15 protein-coding genes are annotated in these 15,179 nt (G+C 39.8%); 4 read left to right on the top strand and 11 right to left on the bottom strand.

Features of this window, described 5'->3' with window-relative positions; translation table 11 throughout:
- Window positions 1-2: 2 nt before the first annotated feature.
- The 3 genes from IEU81_RS01490 to IEU81_RS01480 form a co-directional block, all read right to left on the bottom strand.
- The gene (locus IEU81_RS01490; RefSeq protein WP_186089963.1) at window positions 3-710 is read right to left on the bottom strand and encodes a CpsD/CapB family tyrosine-protein kinase; all 708 of its coding nucleotides are present in this window, start codon (window positions 708-710) and stop codon (window positions 3-5) included.
- Window positions 711-722: 12 nt separating this feature from the next.
- Window positions 723-1,397, bottom strand: a complete 675-nt coding sequence (locus IEU81_RS01485; protein WP_186089961.1) for a YveK family protein — start codon at window positions 1,395-1,397, stop codon at window positions 723-725.
- Between the two features lie 273 nt (window positions 1,398-1,670).
- Window positions 1,671-2,666: an LCP family protein gene (locus tag IEU81_RS01480; RefSeq protein WP_186089960.1), complete on the bottom strand. Its 996-nt coding sequence runs from the start codon at window positions 2,664-2,666 to the stop codon at window positions 1,671-1,673.
- Window positions 2,667-2,820: 154 nt separating this feature from the next.
- On the opposite strand from IEU81_RS01480, the gene IEU81_RS01475 reads away from it, so the two are divergent.
- The 3 genes from IEU81_RS01475 to IEU81_RS01465 all read left to right on the top strand — a co-directional run bounded on the left by IEU81_RS01475 (window position 2,821) and on the right by IEU81_RS01465 (window position 4,971).
- The gene (locus IEU81_RS01475; RefSeq protein ID WP_186089958.1) at window positions 2,821-3,042 is read left to right on the top strand and encodes a hypothetical protein; all 222 of its coding nucleotides are present in this window, start codon (window positions 2,821-2,823) and stop codon (window positions 3,040-3,042) included.
- Window positions 3,043-3,252: 210 nt separating this feature from the next.
- Window positions 3,253-3,810, top strand: a complete 558-nt coding sequence (locus tag IEU81_RS01470; protein WP_186089956.1) for a hypothetical protein — start codon at window positions 3,253-3,255, stop codon at window positions 3,808-3,810.
- A gap of 198 nt (window positions 3,811-4,008) precedes the next feature.
- Complete coding sequence (locus IEU81_RS01465; RefSeq protein ID WP_186089955.1) at window positions 4,009-4,971, top strand: DUF1002 domain-containing protein; 963 nt, start codon at window positions 4,009-4,011, stop codon at window positions 4,969-4,971.
- Window positions 4,972-5,030: 59 nt separating this feature from the next.
- Here IEU81_RS01465 and IEU81_RS01460 read toward each other — a convergent pair whose 3' ends face one another.
- From IEU81_RS01460 to IEU81_RS01440, 5 genes are all read right to left on the bottom strand, one after another.
- Window positions 5,031-5,666, bottom strand: a complete 636-nt coding sequence (locus tag IEU81_RS01460; RefSeq protein WP_186089953.1) for a FusB/FusC family EF-G-binding protein — start codon at window positions 5,664-5,666, stop codon at window positions 5,031-5,033.
- A 242-nt stretch (window positions 5,667-5,908) separates the two neighbouring features.
- A complete protein-coding gene (locus tag IEU81_RS01455; protein WP_092594843.1) occupies window positions 5,909-6,100 on the bottom strand; it encodes a hypothetical protein in 192 nt (63 codons plus the stop codon).
- An 11-nt stretch (window positions 6,101-6,111) separates the two neighbouring features.
- Window positions 6,112-7,350: an MFS transporter gene (locus IEU81_RS01450; protein WP_186089951.1), complete on the bottom strand. Its 1,239-nt coding sequence runs from the start codon at window positions 7,348-7,350 to the stop codon at window positions 6,112-6,114.
- 94 nt (window positions 7,351-7,444) lie between these two features.
- A complete protein-coding gene (locus tag IEU81_RS01445; protein WP_092594847.1) occupies window positions 7,445-7,753 on the bottom strand; it encodes a TIGR04104 family putative zinc finger protein in 309 nt (102 codons plus the stop codon).
- Between the two features lie 29 nt (window positions 7,754-7,782).
- The gene (locus IEU81_RS01440) at window positions 7,783-8,331 is read right to left on the bottom strand and encodes an NUDIX hydrolase (RefSeq protein WP_231957122.1); all 549 of its coding nucleotides are present in this window, start codon (window positions 8,329-8,331) and stop codon (window positions 7,783-7,785) included.
- Between the two features lie 206 nt (window positions 8,332-8,537).
- Here IEU81_RS01440 and IEU81_RS01435 point away from each other — a divergent pair, with 206 nt between their 5' ends.
- Window positions 8,538-9,206, top strand: coding sequence for a potassium channel family protein (locus tag IEU81_RS01435; protein ID WP_186089950.1), 669 nt, complete (start codon window positions 8,538-8,540; stop codon window positions 9,204-9,206).
- Between the two features lie 82 nt (window positions 9,207-9,288).
- Here the strand turns inward: IEU81_RS01435 and IEU81_RS01430 are convergent, their stop codons facing one another.
- From IEU81_RS01430 to parE, 3 genes are read right to left on the bottom strand one after another with little or no spacing between them, the layout of a single operon-like run.
- On the bottom strand, window positions 9,289-10,752 hold the full coding sequence (locus tag IEU81_RS01430; protein WP_186089948.1) for an alanine/glycine:cation symporter family protein: 1,464 nt from the start codon (window positions 10,750-10,752) through the stop codon (window positions 9,289-9,291).
- Between the two features lie 25 nt (window positions 10,753-10,777).
- Entirely contained in the window at window positions 10,778-13,207 is a 2,430-nt protein-coding gene (parC, locus tag IEU81_RS01425) for a DNA topoisomerase IV subunit A (RefSeq protein WP_373867762.1), read from the bottom strand.
- Window positions 13,185-15,164 carry a DNA topoisomerase IV subunit B gene (parE, locus tag IEU81_RS01420; RefSeq protein ID WP_186089946.1) on the bottom strand — a complete coding sequence of 660 codons (1,980 nt, stop codon included), beginning with the start codon at window positions 15,162-15,164 and terminating at the stop codon, window positions 13,185-13,187. The genes parC and parE overlap by 23 nt, the downstream gene beginning before the upstream one ends.
- Window positions 15,165-15,179: the final 15 nt, after the last annotated feature.

The following is a 15,179-nucleotide window of genomic DNA, read 5'->3' as shown; positions in this document are numbered from 1 at the left end:
CACTACTCACTCCCGTAGTAATAGTAATAACTGTCTTTCTTGTTATCCATCTTCTTATTGTTTAATACAACACCAATAATATTAGCATCGGCTTTTTCCATCAGTTCTTTTGCCTGTAAAATACTGTCCCTGTTATTATCATCTACATTAGTTACAAGAATTGTCGCATCCGTCAATTGACTCAACACCTGTGAGTCAGTTACAGCAAGTACCGGCGGCGAGTCTATAATAACCATGTCATAATGATCAGTAACCATCTTCATAAACAGATTCATTTTCTTTGATGACAATAATTCTGAAGGATTCGGTGGAATCGGTCCAGAAGTAATAATATCGAGATTCTCAATTCCAGACTCTCTTGCTACTTCATTTAAAGGCAGCTCATTAATAATTGCTGTCGACAATCCGCGCACGTTCTGCATTTCAAACGTGTAGTGTGTTGTCGGCCGTCTTAAATCGCCGTCCAGTAACAATGTTCTTTTACCTGCCTGTGCATACGCAATAGCAACGTTTGCCGCAATTGTAGATTTACCAGCATTCGGAGTCGCCGATGTAAAAAGTACGGATTTTACAGGATTATCAATGTTAGAATATGTAATATTCGTTCTGATTGTTCTAAACTGTTCACTAACCGGTGACTTCGGTTCTCTTTCAACAACAAGTTCCCTCGGTCCCGATTGGAATTTTCTATGATTCTTTTTACCAAACATATTAAACCCTCCCTACTTTTTAAATCTTGCAACTGTACCGAGTACAGGCAATTCCAAATATTTTTCTACATCTTCTTCAGTCTGAACACGCTTGTCCATAAATGCTCTTAAGAAAGCAATACCTAAACCAATCAGCAATCCTAAGATTAATCCAATTGCTATATTAATAACCGGCTGCGGTGATACAGGTGATGGATTTTCTCCAATATCTGCTGCAGCAAGCACTGATACGTTATCCACATTCATTACTTCAGGTACAGTACTTTGGAATACTGCTGCAACTTCATTGGCAATATCCTCGGCTCTTTGTGCAGATTCATCTGTGACTGTTACAGTAAGCACTTGTGACTGATCCTGATTTGTCACTTCAATTTTATTTGATATAGCTGATGATGACTCTTGTAGTTCCAAATTGTTCACTACGTCATCCAGCACTGTCGGGCTTTTTATAATGTCCCTGTATGTATTAATTAACTGCAGACTCGCTTGAATATCCTGATTATTTACTACTTCAGTTTCCTGAGCCTGACTGACTAAAATCTGCGTTTTAGCCTCGTATTGCGGTGTCATTAAAAAAATCGTTCCATAAGCTGTGATACATCCAAACAACAGTGTCATAATTGCTATCATCAAAAAATTCTTTTTAATGACTTCTAGAATATCTTCCAAATTCAATGTTTCTTCCATAACAGCCTCCGACATTTCTTCATCACATTTCTTTAAGTAACTATAACACATTACAACAGTACTTTTGTTAATATTTTGTAATTTTATTATATATTATTAAAATTGTTTACTTAGATTCTGAACTAATTATATATCGTAATATTTAAAAAAGATATGAGAATTATCACATTTTCGTTATAAATGACAAAAATTTAAGAATTTTAACTGTTAATATTCTTTTATAACAAAAAAAGACAATCTCAGTTGTCATTTAACCGAGATTGTCTAACATATTTATTCAGTTTCTGTTTCATTCTCTTCATTAGAGTTACTGTTATTTAAAAACTCTTTCAAGGCCGCACTGTTAGTTTCAAAATCCATATCAATTACATTGCCCGTATGACTCGTATCCATAAACTGATACGTGTTATCAAGAGGCAGGGTCATCGTGTCGATATCCTTATCCCCTCTGATCATAAAGCTCATAATCATCCGGTACATTTCCTTGTTCGTCATCGAGGTATCAACATAACCCATACCTGTTCCAAGTATTTTAGGCAGTTTAACAATACCGCCGACACTGATAATTTCGTCCTGAATTGCACTTAACACCTGCTGTTGGCGTCTGACCCGTCCAAAGTCACCTTCTTCATCATTACGGAAGCGCGCGTAGGCAAGCAAATCCTTACCATTAAGCTGTTGTTCACCCTGCTTCAATTCAGTATCAATTTTTTCCGACATATCTTTTTCTACATCTATAGTGACACCATTTGGATTGACAACATTCACTGTTTCCATGAAAGCGTCATAATCCACCGTTACGTATTCTTCTACATTAATATCAAAATTATGTGCCATCACTTCGCGGAGAAGTTCTACCCCGCCGAGCGAATATACCGCATTAATTTTATAGCTCTGATAGCCAGGTATATCTACGTAAATATCTCTCATTATAGAAACGAGTTTCATTTCCTTCTGCATATAATCATACTGGCCAAGCATAATGACATCGGTACGCTCTGCACCTTCATCCATCCTGTCTTTACCAATAATCATTATCGTTATTTTACCATCGTGATTATCTATCGGGTTAAACTCTTCACCGGTGTTTTCCACACCATTTTCTTTTGCGATATTCAATCCTGATCTAAAACTGAAAAAAATATATAAAAGTATAATTGCAATCAGCGCAAAAACCCCTAAAATTATAAAGCCTCTTTTTCTTACTCTTGTTTTTGTGACAGTACTGTACTCTTCTTTATCAGTCCGTCTCATCGTCCTTTTGTCCATTGCAATACCCCTAATTATTTCTTAAGCACTTATTGTACGCTTTCTTGAAATTTTTATAAAGCAAAAGCTGTATTATACAACACCGAACTCTTATAATTTGTGACTTCTCCCACATCCTTGTTATATTGATAGTACAAGTTAGGAGATGTTGTATATGTCTATAGAGAAGAAAGAACAGAAACGCATCGACGCTCACGAAAAGAATATCGAAAACTCCATGCAGAAAATATGGAAGTACGAACAGAAAATGATTAAAGATGATTTGAGTGAAGACAAAAAAGAAAAGCTCCAGCAGAAGATCAACCAGGAATTACTTTTGATTGAAGAGCAAGAAAATCTTATAGAGAATCCTGGTTTCACTTTACAAACTGAATAAGAAATAAGCCCACTTAAAGAAGTGGGCTTATTTCAAAAGTAGCAAGTAATAAAACAGATCATTAAAATATATTCAATACTTTTTAAGAGTTCGAACTAATTTAATAAATTTCCTAGTTGAGAAACTTCAAAGTAATAATTGAAATTGGCACCATACTTATCCATTTGATAATGTAGATAATTATTTCTATTGTGAAAGGAATTAAATACTTTGAGTATAGATCGAGAATTAGATGTTCTAGCAAATGAATTAGAATTCCAATGCGACATAGCTGTTAAATCATACGTTAAATTAATTAGTTATATGCAATCACAAGAAGAAGATAATGATATTTTTTGGTTATATATATCTTCATTTTTAAATGCTACTGCTAACATCTCTAAAATCCTTTGGGGCAGTAATAAAAAGATTTATGAAAAAAGAAAACCTTTAAGAGAAACTTTAAATATTACTAGTGATATGAAAATCAAGGAAAGAATTTTTAGGAATAACTTTGAACATATTGATGAAAGAATAGCTAAATGGTCCAGGATATCAAAAAATAAAAATATTGTAATTAACGGATTTTTTGATCTTCATATGGTTCAAGGAATAGAACCACATGAATTCATTCGTATTTATCAACCTTCTAAACATTCCTTATACTTTATGGGTGAAGATTATGAATTTGAACCTATCCTAAAGGAGCTAACAGAAATAAGAAATAAAATTAAGTTCCTTAATGCTCATCATCCTTCTTACTTTTCTAGAAAAAGTTCAGAACTATAACTCTGGATATACTAAAAATAAACTACAATCTCAACACAAAAGATATAATGAGTTTAATCATCAATGTTTAATAATTCCTCATCTAGTTTAATCTAAATCCTTTCAAGTCTTTAATCATCTTTTAATAAATATTGTTTAAAATAGATACGATACTACATTTATAGTATTATAAGAAAAAATCAGTTAGGAGTTAACACTATGATTAGAAAATTACTTGCAACCGCATTAATCGCTGCAATGCTTCCATTCGGCGTTCAAAATGCCAACGCAGCAAGTGAATGGGACAATGCCGTCACTGTCTACGGTGCCGCATTAGAACAGGATTCAAATCTTCAAAATGAAACAGCAAACTTACTCGGTTCAGAAGATACCGATATCGTCGATTACGTTTACTCAGAAGACGTCAATCAATACATCAATCAGAACTACGATAACAGTGTACTGAAATCAAGTATCCGTATTATACAAACATCTGAGGGTGACGGTCTCAACATTGATATTAATGAAGACATGGGCCAGATTCTTTTAATCTCTGAGGAAACCTACCAGAATGCCCTGCTCACTTCAGGCATTACAGACGCTGACGTGACCATCGCAGCAGCACAGGATGTTACAGGTGAAAGTGCCTTAACCGGTGTCTACAAAGCATTTGAAGCACAAGGTGAAGAGATTGACCCTGAAAAAACACGGAACGCTCAGGATGAACTCGAAACCATTTCAGACATCTCTGAAGAAAACTCAAATGTTGAAGGTTTCTCACAAGTACAGCTGAACAAAGTAATTACCGAAGTTAAAGTTGAAATTGTCAATAACTTTAACGGCGACGTCACTGAAGACCAGGTCAGAGATATCGTCGATGAAAAATTAGCAGAAAACGGTCTAGACGGAATATTATCACAGGATCAGATTGACCGTATTATCGTGATTATTATGAACATTAAAGACTCCGGATTATTTACCGGTGAGGAAGCAGACAGGCTGGTCAACAGTTCTAAAGACCTGCTCGATAGAATCACATCAAGCGACAGCTTCAAGGATGCGAAAGACAAAGCATCAGAACTCGGTAAGGACATTGTAAACTCTGAAGAAGCTTCTTCCTTCATGGATTCACTCAGAAGCTTCTGGGATAGAATCGTAGAGTTATTTAAAGGATTGTTCTAAGTTACAGCATATAAATACCCCTTAACTGAAAAGAATTTCAGCTAAGGGGTCTATTTTTCTTATTTTACATGCTCTATAAAATCATACAGATGATTGATATCTTCTAAATTCCGGTTGCACACATCGCTGTCATGACAAATATAATCGCCCTTTTTCGTATAGTTACCCATACCCGAAGTTTTCGACTTATTTAAAAACAGGGATACCTGAGATTCCTGATTACAAATTTTACAGAACCCTTTAATTTTATTAACCGATAGTTCCCCAAACATACCCTCATATTCATTATCTCTATTTTTAAAGACAAAATATTTTCTGTTGGCAGATAGGTCATTCCAGGCTAAAAATACAGTAGTTTTTGTATCCACCTGATCCAGATCAGGCACATTTAATTTCTTCACCTTTTTAAACAGCTTATCTACTTCTTTTTTTGAAGGCAGTTCAAAATCTTCCACATCTGCTTTTAATTTCTCAAGCAGCAGCTCAGTTTTCTTTTTAGAAATTTTTATATCATCGAGTTCACTTATAAATTCTGACGAATCCATATCGTTAGCTTCAAACACATTTTTAATGTCATTTAAAATATATTCTTTATGACTCTTATGTGATGTCATATCATTCGTTCTGTATACGTTTAATAATTTCTTAATTAAACTTTTAATCTGGTTATATTCATACACCTTTAATTTGTTCATTTCTAATTTCCTCCTGTTATAGAAGTACTCTATGAAATGATGTCAGTATTTCATGAAAGCACTTCTTAAATAAATGAATTAGTGCTCCGGCGTATGATTAATGACATAGCGGTATGTCTCATCTCATCAACTCCTCATCAGAATGATTATAACATTTTACTGTAAAACATAGAAAGAGGCTGAATCATTGGTTTACAATGTTTCAGCCTCTTATGATGTCTAATTCATCTTGTCCCTCTTGCTTAAGAGTCTTTCTGCTCTTCTCTCTTATTTTCTTTTCTGCTCTTCAGTGTACTGAAGCCTGCATACAGCAGGATCAAGGCAGCAAATATATTCACTGCAGCCAGCAGCAGATTAGACGATAATAAGGTCGCTCCATTGATGAGCGAAGCAAAGCCTAGAACAATCAGTACGATACAAAACACTTTAGCCAAAAGATTTCCTCCTACGGATTCCGCCACATTACCGGTTTTCTGATTTCAAGATCAAACACCTTACGGTAGCGGTAGGATATGAATGCTGCCAGGATAACCGCAATCACTGCGATAATAATTTCAAACATAAATACATAAGACACTCCGATATGGCGGTTAATCAGTCCCGTCACATAAGGCAGTGTAATAAAACCGATACTCGATGACAAGGTCACAAAGGCAGTGCTCGTTCCCTTTTTCTCCGGGAAGAACTGCGCCATCAGGGTCACCGCCAGCTGGAAGAGTCCTGATGTCGCCATACCCAGTATAAACGCAATGATGATTAGTATTGTATAGCTCTCAACAAAGAGCAGTGTCGTGAGTGCTGCAATCGCAATTAAGGGATAGATTATTAAAGCCGTAATCGGTCTGAACAATCTGTCAAGCAGGGTCGCTAAAATAATAACCGTCGCAAAGCCGCCGAAACTGTAAATACTCAGAAGATTAATTGCCTGCGCTTCCGGCAGACCGACCACTTCTTCAGCATAAGTCGCAAGCCAGGTCTGGATAATTAAAAACAATCCCACCGACGTAAAACCGATCGCAATGACTGTAATGCCTTCGCGCAGAAACTTCGGTTTCTCTTTGAAGATTAACTTCTTGACTGGTTTTTTACCTTGTTTGTTTTCTTCTTTAGGCTCTTCTTCCAGCACGTTCGCTTCCGGGAACTTCAGCGTCATTAAATGCAGCGCATTAAATAAGAAAATACCCGCCATGATAAAGAAGGTGTAGCCGTAAAACATATCACGCGCCATAAAGAACGTAATCATTAAAGGCAGAATCGTCGAACCCACCGACATAAATGCTTTGACTAATACTGTAGCCGAACTCGAACGCTTTCTGAACACTTCTATCAATGCCGGATACGAACTCGTGTCAAGAATAGAATTCCCCATTCCTGCCAGCAGTGCGAACATAAATGCAATTGTATATGTAGGGGCGAATGGTATCGCAACCAGAAACACTACGTACAGAAAACACGCTGTAATCAGCATTGGTCTTCTTCCAAGATTATCTGATAACTTACCTGCAAAAGATAAGGCAATCAGCTTACCGATACCGATAGCCGATATTAAAGCCGAGATTGCTGCTGCATCTGTGTTGAGCTGTTCAGTCAGAAAGCCCATATGTAAAGCAATAATTAAGTTGATCATGCCGAGCAGTATGTAATTAATGTAAATACTTGAACCGATACGCAGTTGATTGGACATATCATTACCTTCTTCTTTTTATATATTACAGAAGTATATCAAAAATTCAGAAAAATAGCACAGGTAAGAAATAATCTCCCTGTGTTACCTGGATTTATTTACTTTTCTTGTCTTCAGGCGGTACGTTGGTCAGTTCCAGACTCACATACATAAATATTATGGTGACCGCTGTAATCGTAATATACACCCAGAAATATTGAGTAATTGACGGCGGCGCAAACAGTCCTATTAATAACATTGCTGTCACTAAAAGCATCGGAATAATCATGCGTTTTTTCGATTTCTCCGATACATACTGTTTCTCATGACAGTAATCACACTCCACTCCGTTCTCTGAAGCAAAATGCCCTTTAAATAATAACAAGCCGGTCCACTGCTTATTGCAGCTTGCACACTTGGTCATGTAATCTCTCCTCTATTAAATTCTTTATATTAATCTCTTTTTACTGCACCGTACTGATATCTCATATCAAACAGCAGCTGAACTAAGCTTTTACGGTAGTTGACGAATGTTCTGTCATCGATCATTTTATAAATTTCATCAATCGTTGCCCACTTAGCATCCGATACTTCGTCGTTCGGCACTGCCAGTTCATTGATATCCGCTTCACGATTCACAATGTATATATCATCATATCCCCGTTCAAATGTTATTGAGAGGTGCGGCAGCTGATTATGTAGATCAATATCTAATCCCAATTCCTCTTTAGTTTCACGCATGGCACCGGCTTGACTCGTTTCACCTGCAGTCACACTGCCGCCTGCTGAAATATCCCACATATTCGGTGCGCCGATTTTATCATGCCGGCGTTTTTGAATCAGCATCTGATTATTACTGTTGAAAATAGCCACATGAATCACAAGATGATATGTATCAGGCTGCATCTCGTCTCCTCTGACCATTGTGTGTTCTGTCAGTTTTCTATTCTTATCATATAAATCCCAAAGTTCCATATGTGCATCCTTCTGGTGTTTAGACATAATAGATACCTTATCACAATTCAATTTTACACCGCAATAAAATTGACGGCAATAACATTAAAGTACTATTTATCTGTCTGACACATCAAGCAGGTGTGCTTCTACTATCCGGAACATTTCATTCTTTATGATGAAAAAGTTATACTGGATAATATAGAAGAATCAAAAAATGATACTACAAATCTTAAGATGATCAGGTGAACAGTATGACTAAAGAAATTGCGGTCATTGGTCTCGGGCAATTTGGAGGCAGTGCAGTAAAACAATTACATAAGCTCTCAGCAGATGTCACGGTAATAGATATATCCGAAAGTAAGGTCAAGTATTATGAAGACTACGCTGTTGAATGTATCGTCGGCAGCGCCACTGATGAGAAAATGCTTAAAACTATCGGTATCGAACATTATGATGAAGTCATTATTGCGATTGGCGAAGATATACAAACCAGCATTCTTTGTACTTTGATTTTAAAAGAATTAGGTGTCGAAAGCATTACTGCCAAAGCTCAAAGTAATCACCACGGCAAGTTGCTGAAAAAAGTCGGCGCAGACAATGTCCTGCACCCGGAAACAGAAATGGGCATACGTCTCGCAAATCAGCTGGTTAATATGTCTCTTGTCGACTATATGGAAATATCGGATGATACTGCCATAGTGGAATATGATGCCAATGAACGATTCATTAACTCTGCACTGATTAATATTGGTATACGTGAAAAATTCGGCTTAAATGTTATTGCGATTAAGCGTAATAAAGAAGTTATCGTACCGCCGGATCCCCAGATGAACATTCTGGAGAACGATGTTCTCGTCATAATTGGTAAAATTAAAAATCTGAACAGATTTGAGAGTAATATGATTAAGCCTAAAAGTTAAATAATAATATAAAAGACTGTCCCGGATGCACTAGTGCGCCCGGGACAGTCTTTTATTTACAGTCAGGATTTATGTCCTGGATTTACTTATTATAATCTTCAGGGTCATCTTTACGATAATCCTCATCACCCCACTCGTTATCATCCGGCAACTTGTAACTGATGTTTTTAGCAAAGAATATCGGAGATTCTCCTCTGTCTTTCTGTTCTTTGTAATCCCGCATCAGTTCAAATACCAGCGGACTGAGTGCCACAACCATCATTAAGTTGATGATTGCAATAAGCGCCATAAACAGATCGGCCAATGTCCATACTAATTGGACGCCTAAGACCGCGCCGACTGCCGTCATAACGACGACAACGGCTCTAAATACAAAGGTTGTTGTCTTATTATCTACGATAAAGCTTAAGTTACTCTGTGCATAGAAGTAGTTCCCTAAAATCGTCGAAAAGGCAAACAGTAAAATAAATACTGCAATAATCGTTCCACCGAAACCGAAGAACTGCTGATCCATTGCCGCTTGAGTCACTTGTATGCCCTGCGGTGCATCCGCACCAAAGCTCAGGTCTGAATACATTAAAATAACGATCGCTGTCGCTGTACAGACGATAATCGTATCGAAGTAAACGCCCAGTGACTGGATCAGTCCCTGCTGAACCGGGTGACGGACGGCTGCTGATGCTGCCGCATTCGGCGCCGATCCCATACCCGCTTCATTCGATAAGAGTCCGCGCTGGAAGCCGTTAATAATGGCAGCACCGATTGCTCCGCCAAATACTTCTTCAATACCGAAGGCATTAACAACGATGGTCTGCAGCATCGGAATAATCATATCGTAGTTCATCACTAAAATGACTGCGACTAAGATTAAGTAAAGTCCTGCCATAACCGGTACGATCGCTGTCGCTACATTGGCGATCGATTTGGCCCCGCCAAATATAACCAGGCCGACCACGATGGCCACGATGACACCGCTTATTGTTGGATTGACGCCGAAGGCTTCATCATAGGCATTCGCAATTGTATTCGACTGCAGCATAACAAAAACAATACCAAAAGTAATCGTCATCAGTACCGCAAAGACATACGCAATGCCTTTTTGATTTAAGCCTTTCGCCATATAATAGGCAGGTCCCCCGCGGAATCCTGATTCTTTATCGCGTACTTTATATACCTGTGCGAGCGTCGCTTCAAAGAAAGCCGTCCCCGCACCTAAAAGTGCCACAATCCACATCCAGAAGACCGCACCGGGTCCGCCGACGACGATAGCCGTTGCGACCCCTGCGATATTGGCTGTACCGATACGTTGGGCAGCACTGATTGTAAAGGCCTGGAAAGATGAAATCCCTTTGGAACCATCCGGCATGTTCGCCCGCTTCTCACCGAGTGATGAGAACATAATCCTCAGCCAGCGGAACTGTACAAATTTAGAAGTAAAAGAAAAATACAGTCCGGCAATTATCAGAAGACCGATTAACACTTCCTGCCAAAGTAAATCATTCGCGAAGTTTACTGCCTGTTCAAACACATTAAATACTTGTTCCATTTATTTCACCCATCCTGCTTTATATTTATATAAGGTTAAAGTAAGCATCCGTCACCACACCGAAGCTTTCTTCTTCAACGACAAAGGAGCCGTTGGAATACTTGCCGCTGAGTCGTACTTCATTGGCGCGGAGTGTATGCGTATTACTTTCTGAGATGAGTTCTACCGTTTGATCCTGCCCTGCAGCCGTCACTGATGCTGCAACGATTCTGTGCGGTTTCGATTTAATATCTTTATACAGCATAGAACCAACCTGGGCTCTTGCGCCTGTATCAAAAGTATCGAGACTCGTCCGTTTCACTGCCCCTCTGTTGGACACAGTCACTAAATTGCCTTCTTCAGGAATTAAGCCGCCGTAGATCAGCGCGTCGTCTGCCTTAACGTTCATGGCTTTTACACCTTGAGATTTAAGTCCCGTTGCAGAGACTTCACTGAGTGAATATTTCAATGTTAAGCCTTTTTGAGTGACAAACAGCAAGGATTCACTGCCGGTATTTGAAATAGAAATACCGATCACTTGATCGTCGTTTTTAAGCTTAATATTCATAATTGGACGTGAAATACGCGTCGCTTCAAATTCGCTTAAAGCCGTTTGTTTCACCTGGCCGTTTTTGCTAGCCATTACGATGGACAGGCTGTCGTCATATTTCTCTACAGTCGTTGCAAAGATCGGCTCTTCACCCGGTTTTAAATTAAAGCGGGACGACAAGTGCTGCCCCATATCTTTCCATCTAATATCCTGCAGGCCGTGAACCGGGATGATCATATAGTTGCCGAGATTAGTAAAGACTAAGAGCTGTTCTAATGTGTGAGACATGCTTGAGAATAATGTCTTATCACCGTCACGCATCCCTAGCTCATCCGGATTCGATGCATTATAGCTTCTTAGACTCGTCCGTTTCACATAGCCTTCTTTCGTTAAAGACACGACTGTCTCTTCTTTCGCAATTAACTGCTCTTTTGAAATTTCAATCGTCTGAATCTCATCTTCAACGGTCGTCAGACGCTCTGAAGCATATTTTTTCTTAATATCTCTCAGTTCAGTTTTAATGACTGATTTTAATTTCTTGTCATCATTTAAAATTTCAGTCAGCTGATTGATTTGGAAGTCGAGCTCGCTCTGTTCAGTTTCAAGCTCCTGAATATCCGTATTCGTTAAACGGTAAAGCTGGAGCATAACAATCGCTTCTGCCTGCTGCTCAGTAAAGCTGAACTGTTCAATCAGATTTTCTTTGGCATTACGCTTATTATCCGACTCTCTGATCGTCCGGATCACTTCGTCTAAAATCGATAAGGCTTTAATCAGCCCTTCGATAATATGCATGCGTTTTTTTGCATGTTCCAGTTCGAATTTAGAGCGGTTGGTAATGACTTCTTGCTGGTGCTTAATATAAGCTTCCAGAATATCTTTTAAGCTCATTAATTTCGGTGCCCGGTCGCTGATGGCCACCATATTAAAGTTATAAGTGACCTGCAGATCCGTCTTCTTATACAGATAGTTGATGATGGCATCGATATTGGCGTCTTTACGTGTTTCAATGACGACACGCATACCCTCTCTGTCCGTTTCGTCACGCACTTCGATAATGCCGTCGACTTGACGGTCTGCGCGGATCTCATCCATCTTTTTAACCATATTCGCCTTGTTGACTTCATACGGTATTTCAGTGATGACGATGTTTACCTTGTTGCCTCTCGTTTCTTCTTTAGATACGAGACTCCGGACAACAACGCGGCCGCGGCCTGTTGTATATGCTTTTTTAAGTTCTTTCTTACCCTGGATAATCCCGCCTGTCGGGAAATCCGGGCCTTTGACTATTTCCAGGAGTTCATCGATGGACACTGCCGGCTTATCGATCACTTTTAAGGTCGCATCGATGACTTCACCTAAGTTATGCGGCGGAATGTCTGTAGCGTAACCCGCTGAAATCCCCGTTGCGCCGTTGACCAGAAGGTTCGGGTATTTCGCCGGAAGTACAGACGGTTCTTTTTCCGTATCGTCAAAGTTATCGATAAACGGCACCGTATTTTTATTTAAATCTCTGAGGAGTTCATTGGAAATTTCAGCGAGCTTCGCTTCCGTATAACGCATTGCTGCCGCCGGATCGCCGTCGACGCTCCCTTTGTTGCCGTGGATTAAAATGAGTTCTTCACGCATTTTCCAATCCTGGCCTAAACGGACCATGGCATCGTATATACTGCTCTCCCCATGCGGGTGATAGTTACCGATCACGTTACCGACCGTCTTAGCACTTTTACGGTAGTTCTTATCGAAAGTATTGCCTTCTTTATACATAGCGTATAAGATTCTCCGCTGCACCGGTTTTAAGCCGTCACGCACGTCCGGTATTGCACGGTCCTGAATGACATACTTGCTGTAGCGCCCAAAGCGGTCTCCGATCACGTCTTCTAATTTTAATTGCTGTAAAGGGTTATGCTCGGCCATAATCTTCATCACTCTCTGCTAATTTTTCTACATCCTGATTATCAAGAATGCTGTTGCCTTCTTCTAAAGTAAAGGACACGTTGGAATCGATCCATTTCCGTCTGATTTCAACGTTATCCCCCATTAGTGTTGTTACGCGTTTTAAGGACAGGGCTTCGTCTTCGATGCGGACTTGAATCAGCGTGCGCGTCTCTGGATTCATCGTCGTTTCCCACAGCTGTTCGGCCATCATTTCCCCGAGACCTTTGTAGCGCTGCAGTTCCGCATTGCCCATTTCAAGCTGAGCCGCTTCCAGTTCATCTTCTGTCCAGACATACTTAACGTCTTTCTTTTTGCCCTTTTTCTCTAATTTAAATAAAGGCGGCAAGGCAATATAAATCTTACCGGCTTCAAAGAGCGGTCTCATATAGTTAAAGAAGAAGGTTAAGAGCAGCACCTGAATATGCGCACCGTCCGTATCCGCATCGGTCATAATAATAATCTTATCATAGTTCGTGTCTTCCACTTTAAAGTCGGTGCCGACCCCTGCCCCGATCGTATGAATAATCGTATTGATTTCTTCATTTTTAAAAATATCTTCAAATTTTGCTTTTTCAGTATTAATCACTTTACCGCGGAGCGGCAAAATCGCCTGGAAACGTCTGTCACGGCCCTGCTTAGCTGAACCGCCGGCAGAGTCCCCCTCGACTAAAAACAATTCATTTTTCTTAGCATTTTTACTCTGAGCCGGTGTTAATTTACCAGACAGCAAAGTATCTCTCGATTTATTTTTCTTACCGCTTCGTGCTTCTTCACGTGCTTTACGCGCCGCTTCACGCACTTGGCGAGCTTTAATGGCCTTTTTAACCAGCTGAGTCGATAAGGCCCCGTTTTCTTCTAAGAAATACGGCAGCTGCTCAGTTAAGAGCGTTTCCATTAAGTTTCTTGCCTCAGACGTCCCGAGCTTGCCCTTAGTCTGGCCTTCAAACTGGAGCAGGTGTTCGGGCAGCTTAATTGAAATAACAGCCGTCAGCCCTTCACGGATATCGCTGCCTTCTAAGTTTTTATCTTTCGCTTTTAATTCGCCGATTTTACGGGCGTACTCATTAAAAGCTCTTGTAAAACCGGTTTTAAAACCGACTTCGTGCGTCCCGCCGTCTTTCGTTCGGACATTGTTAACGAAAGAGATGATCGTTTCAGAGTACTGGTCGTTAAACTGAAAAGCGACTTCTGCCATCATTTCATTATGCGTACCTTCGAACATCACGATATTGCCGATATCATCTTTACCTTCATTTAAAAATTCGATAAATGATTTTAAACCGTCTTCGAACTGGAAGATTTCTTCTTCATCTGAACGCTGATCATGAATCGTTATTTTTAAGCCTTTTGTTAAGAAGGCAGATTCTCTCATGCGTTCAGCGATCGTTTCAAAGTTAAAGGCGATCGTCTGTTTAAATATTTCCGGGTCCGCTTTAAATGTAACTTCCGTTCCCGTTTCTTTCGTCTTGCCCACTTCTTTTAAAGGCTGGTCGACCTTGCCCCCGTCTTTAAATGACAGCGTATGAATCTTGCCGTCACGAAACACTCTAATAGACATCGATTCACTCAGTGCATTCACGACAGATGACCCCACACCGTGCAGTCCGCCGGCGGATTTGTAATTATCCGAGCTGAATTTGCCGCCTGCGTGCAGGACAGTAAAAATCACTTCAGCTGTCGGACGGCCGGTCGAGTGCATGCCTGTCGGCAGTCCCCGGCCGTTATCGCGGATGGTAATACTTTCATCTGTATTAATCGTAATATTGATCTCATCGCCGTAACCGTTAATAATTTCGTCGACAGCGTTATCGGTAATTTCATATACGAGGTGATGCAGCCCTCTCGTATCCGTTGAACCGATATACATGCCCGGACGCTTTCTTACAGCATCCAGACCTTCTAATATTTGAATGGACTCATCAGTATATCCAGTATGTTTAGCCAAGTCTGTATCCTCCTA

This window comes from Jeotgalicoccus aerolatus (assembly GCF_014635205.1).
Lineage (GTDB): Bacteria > Bacillota > Bacilli > Staphylococcales > Salinicoccaceae > Jeotgalicoccus > Jeotgalicoccus aerolatus.
Note: the sequence above shows the minus strand (reverse complement) of the source record. Positions and strands in the feature narration are given on the sequence as shown.

Bases quoted from the DNA above. Each gene is read 5' to 3' on its own strand.
- IEU81_RS01445 (WP_092594847.1), bottom strand. From the start codon at position 7,753: ATGACCAAGTGTGCAAGCTGCAATAAGCAGTGGACCGGCTTGTTATTA.
- IEU81_RS01430 (WP_186089948.1), bottom strand. From the start codon at position 10,752: ATGGAACAAGTATTTAATGTGTTTGAACAGGCAGTAAACTTCGCGAAT.
- IEU81_RS01460 (WP_186089953.1), bottom strand. From the start codon at position 5,666: ATGAACAAATTAAAGGTGTATGAATATAACCAGATTAAAAGTTTAATT.
- parC (WP_373867762.1), bottom strand. From the start codon at position 13,207: ATGAAGATTATGGCCGAGCATAACCCTTTACAGCAATTAAAATTAGAA.
- IEU81_RS01490 (WP_186089963.1), bottom strand. From the start codon at position 710: ATGTTTGGTAAAAAGAATCATAGAAAATTCCAATCGGGACCGAGGGAA.
- IEU81_RS01465 (WP_186089955.1), top strand. From the start codon at position 4,009: ATGATTAGAAAATTACTTGCAACCGCATTAATCGCTGCAATGCTTCCA.
- IEU81_RS01485 (WP_186089961.1), bottom strand. From the start codon at position 1,397: ATGGAAGAAACATTGAATTTGGAAGATATTCTAGAAGTCATTAAAAAG.
- IEU81_RS01440 (WP_231957122.1), bottom strand. From the start codon at position 8,331: ATGTCTAAACACCAGAAGGATGCACATATGGAACTTTGGGATTTATAT.
- IEU81_RS01435 (WP_186089950.1), top strand. From the start codon at position 8,538: ATGACTAAAGAAATTGCGGTCATTGGTCTCGGGCAATTTGGAGGCAGT.
- IEU81_RS01480 (WP_186089960.1), bottom strand. From the start codon at position 2,666: ATGGACAAAAGGACGATGAGACGGACTGATAAAGAAGAGTACAGTACT.
- IEU81_RS01450 (WP_186089951.1), bottom strand. From the start codon at position 7,350: ATGTCCAATCAACTGCGTATCGGTTCAAGTATTTACATTAATTACATA.
- IEU81_RS01475 (WP_186089958.1), top strand. From the start codon at position 2,821: ATGTCTATAGAGAAGAAAGAACAGAAACGCATCGACGCTCACGAAAAG.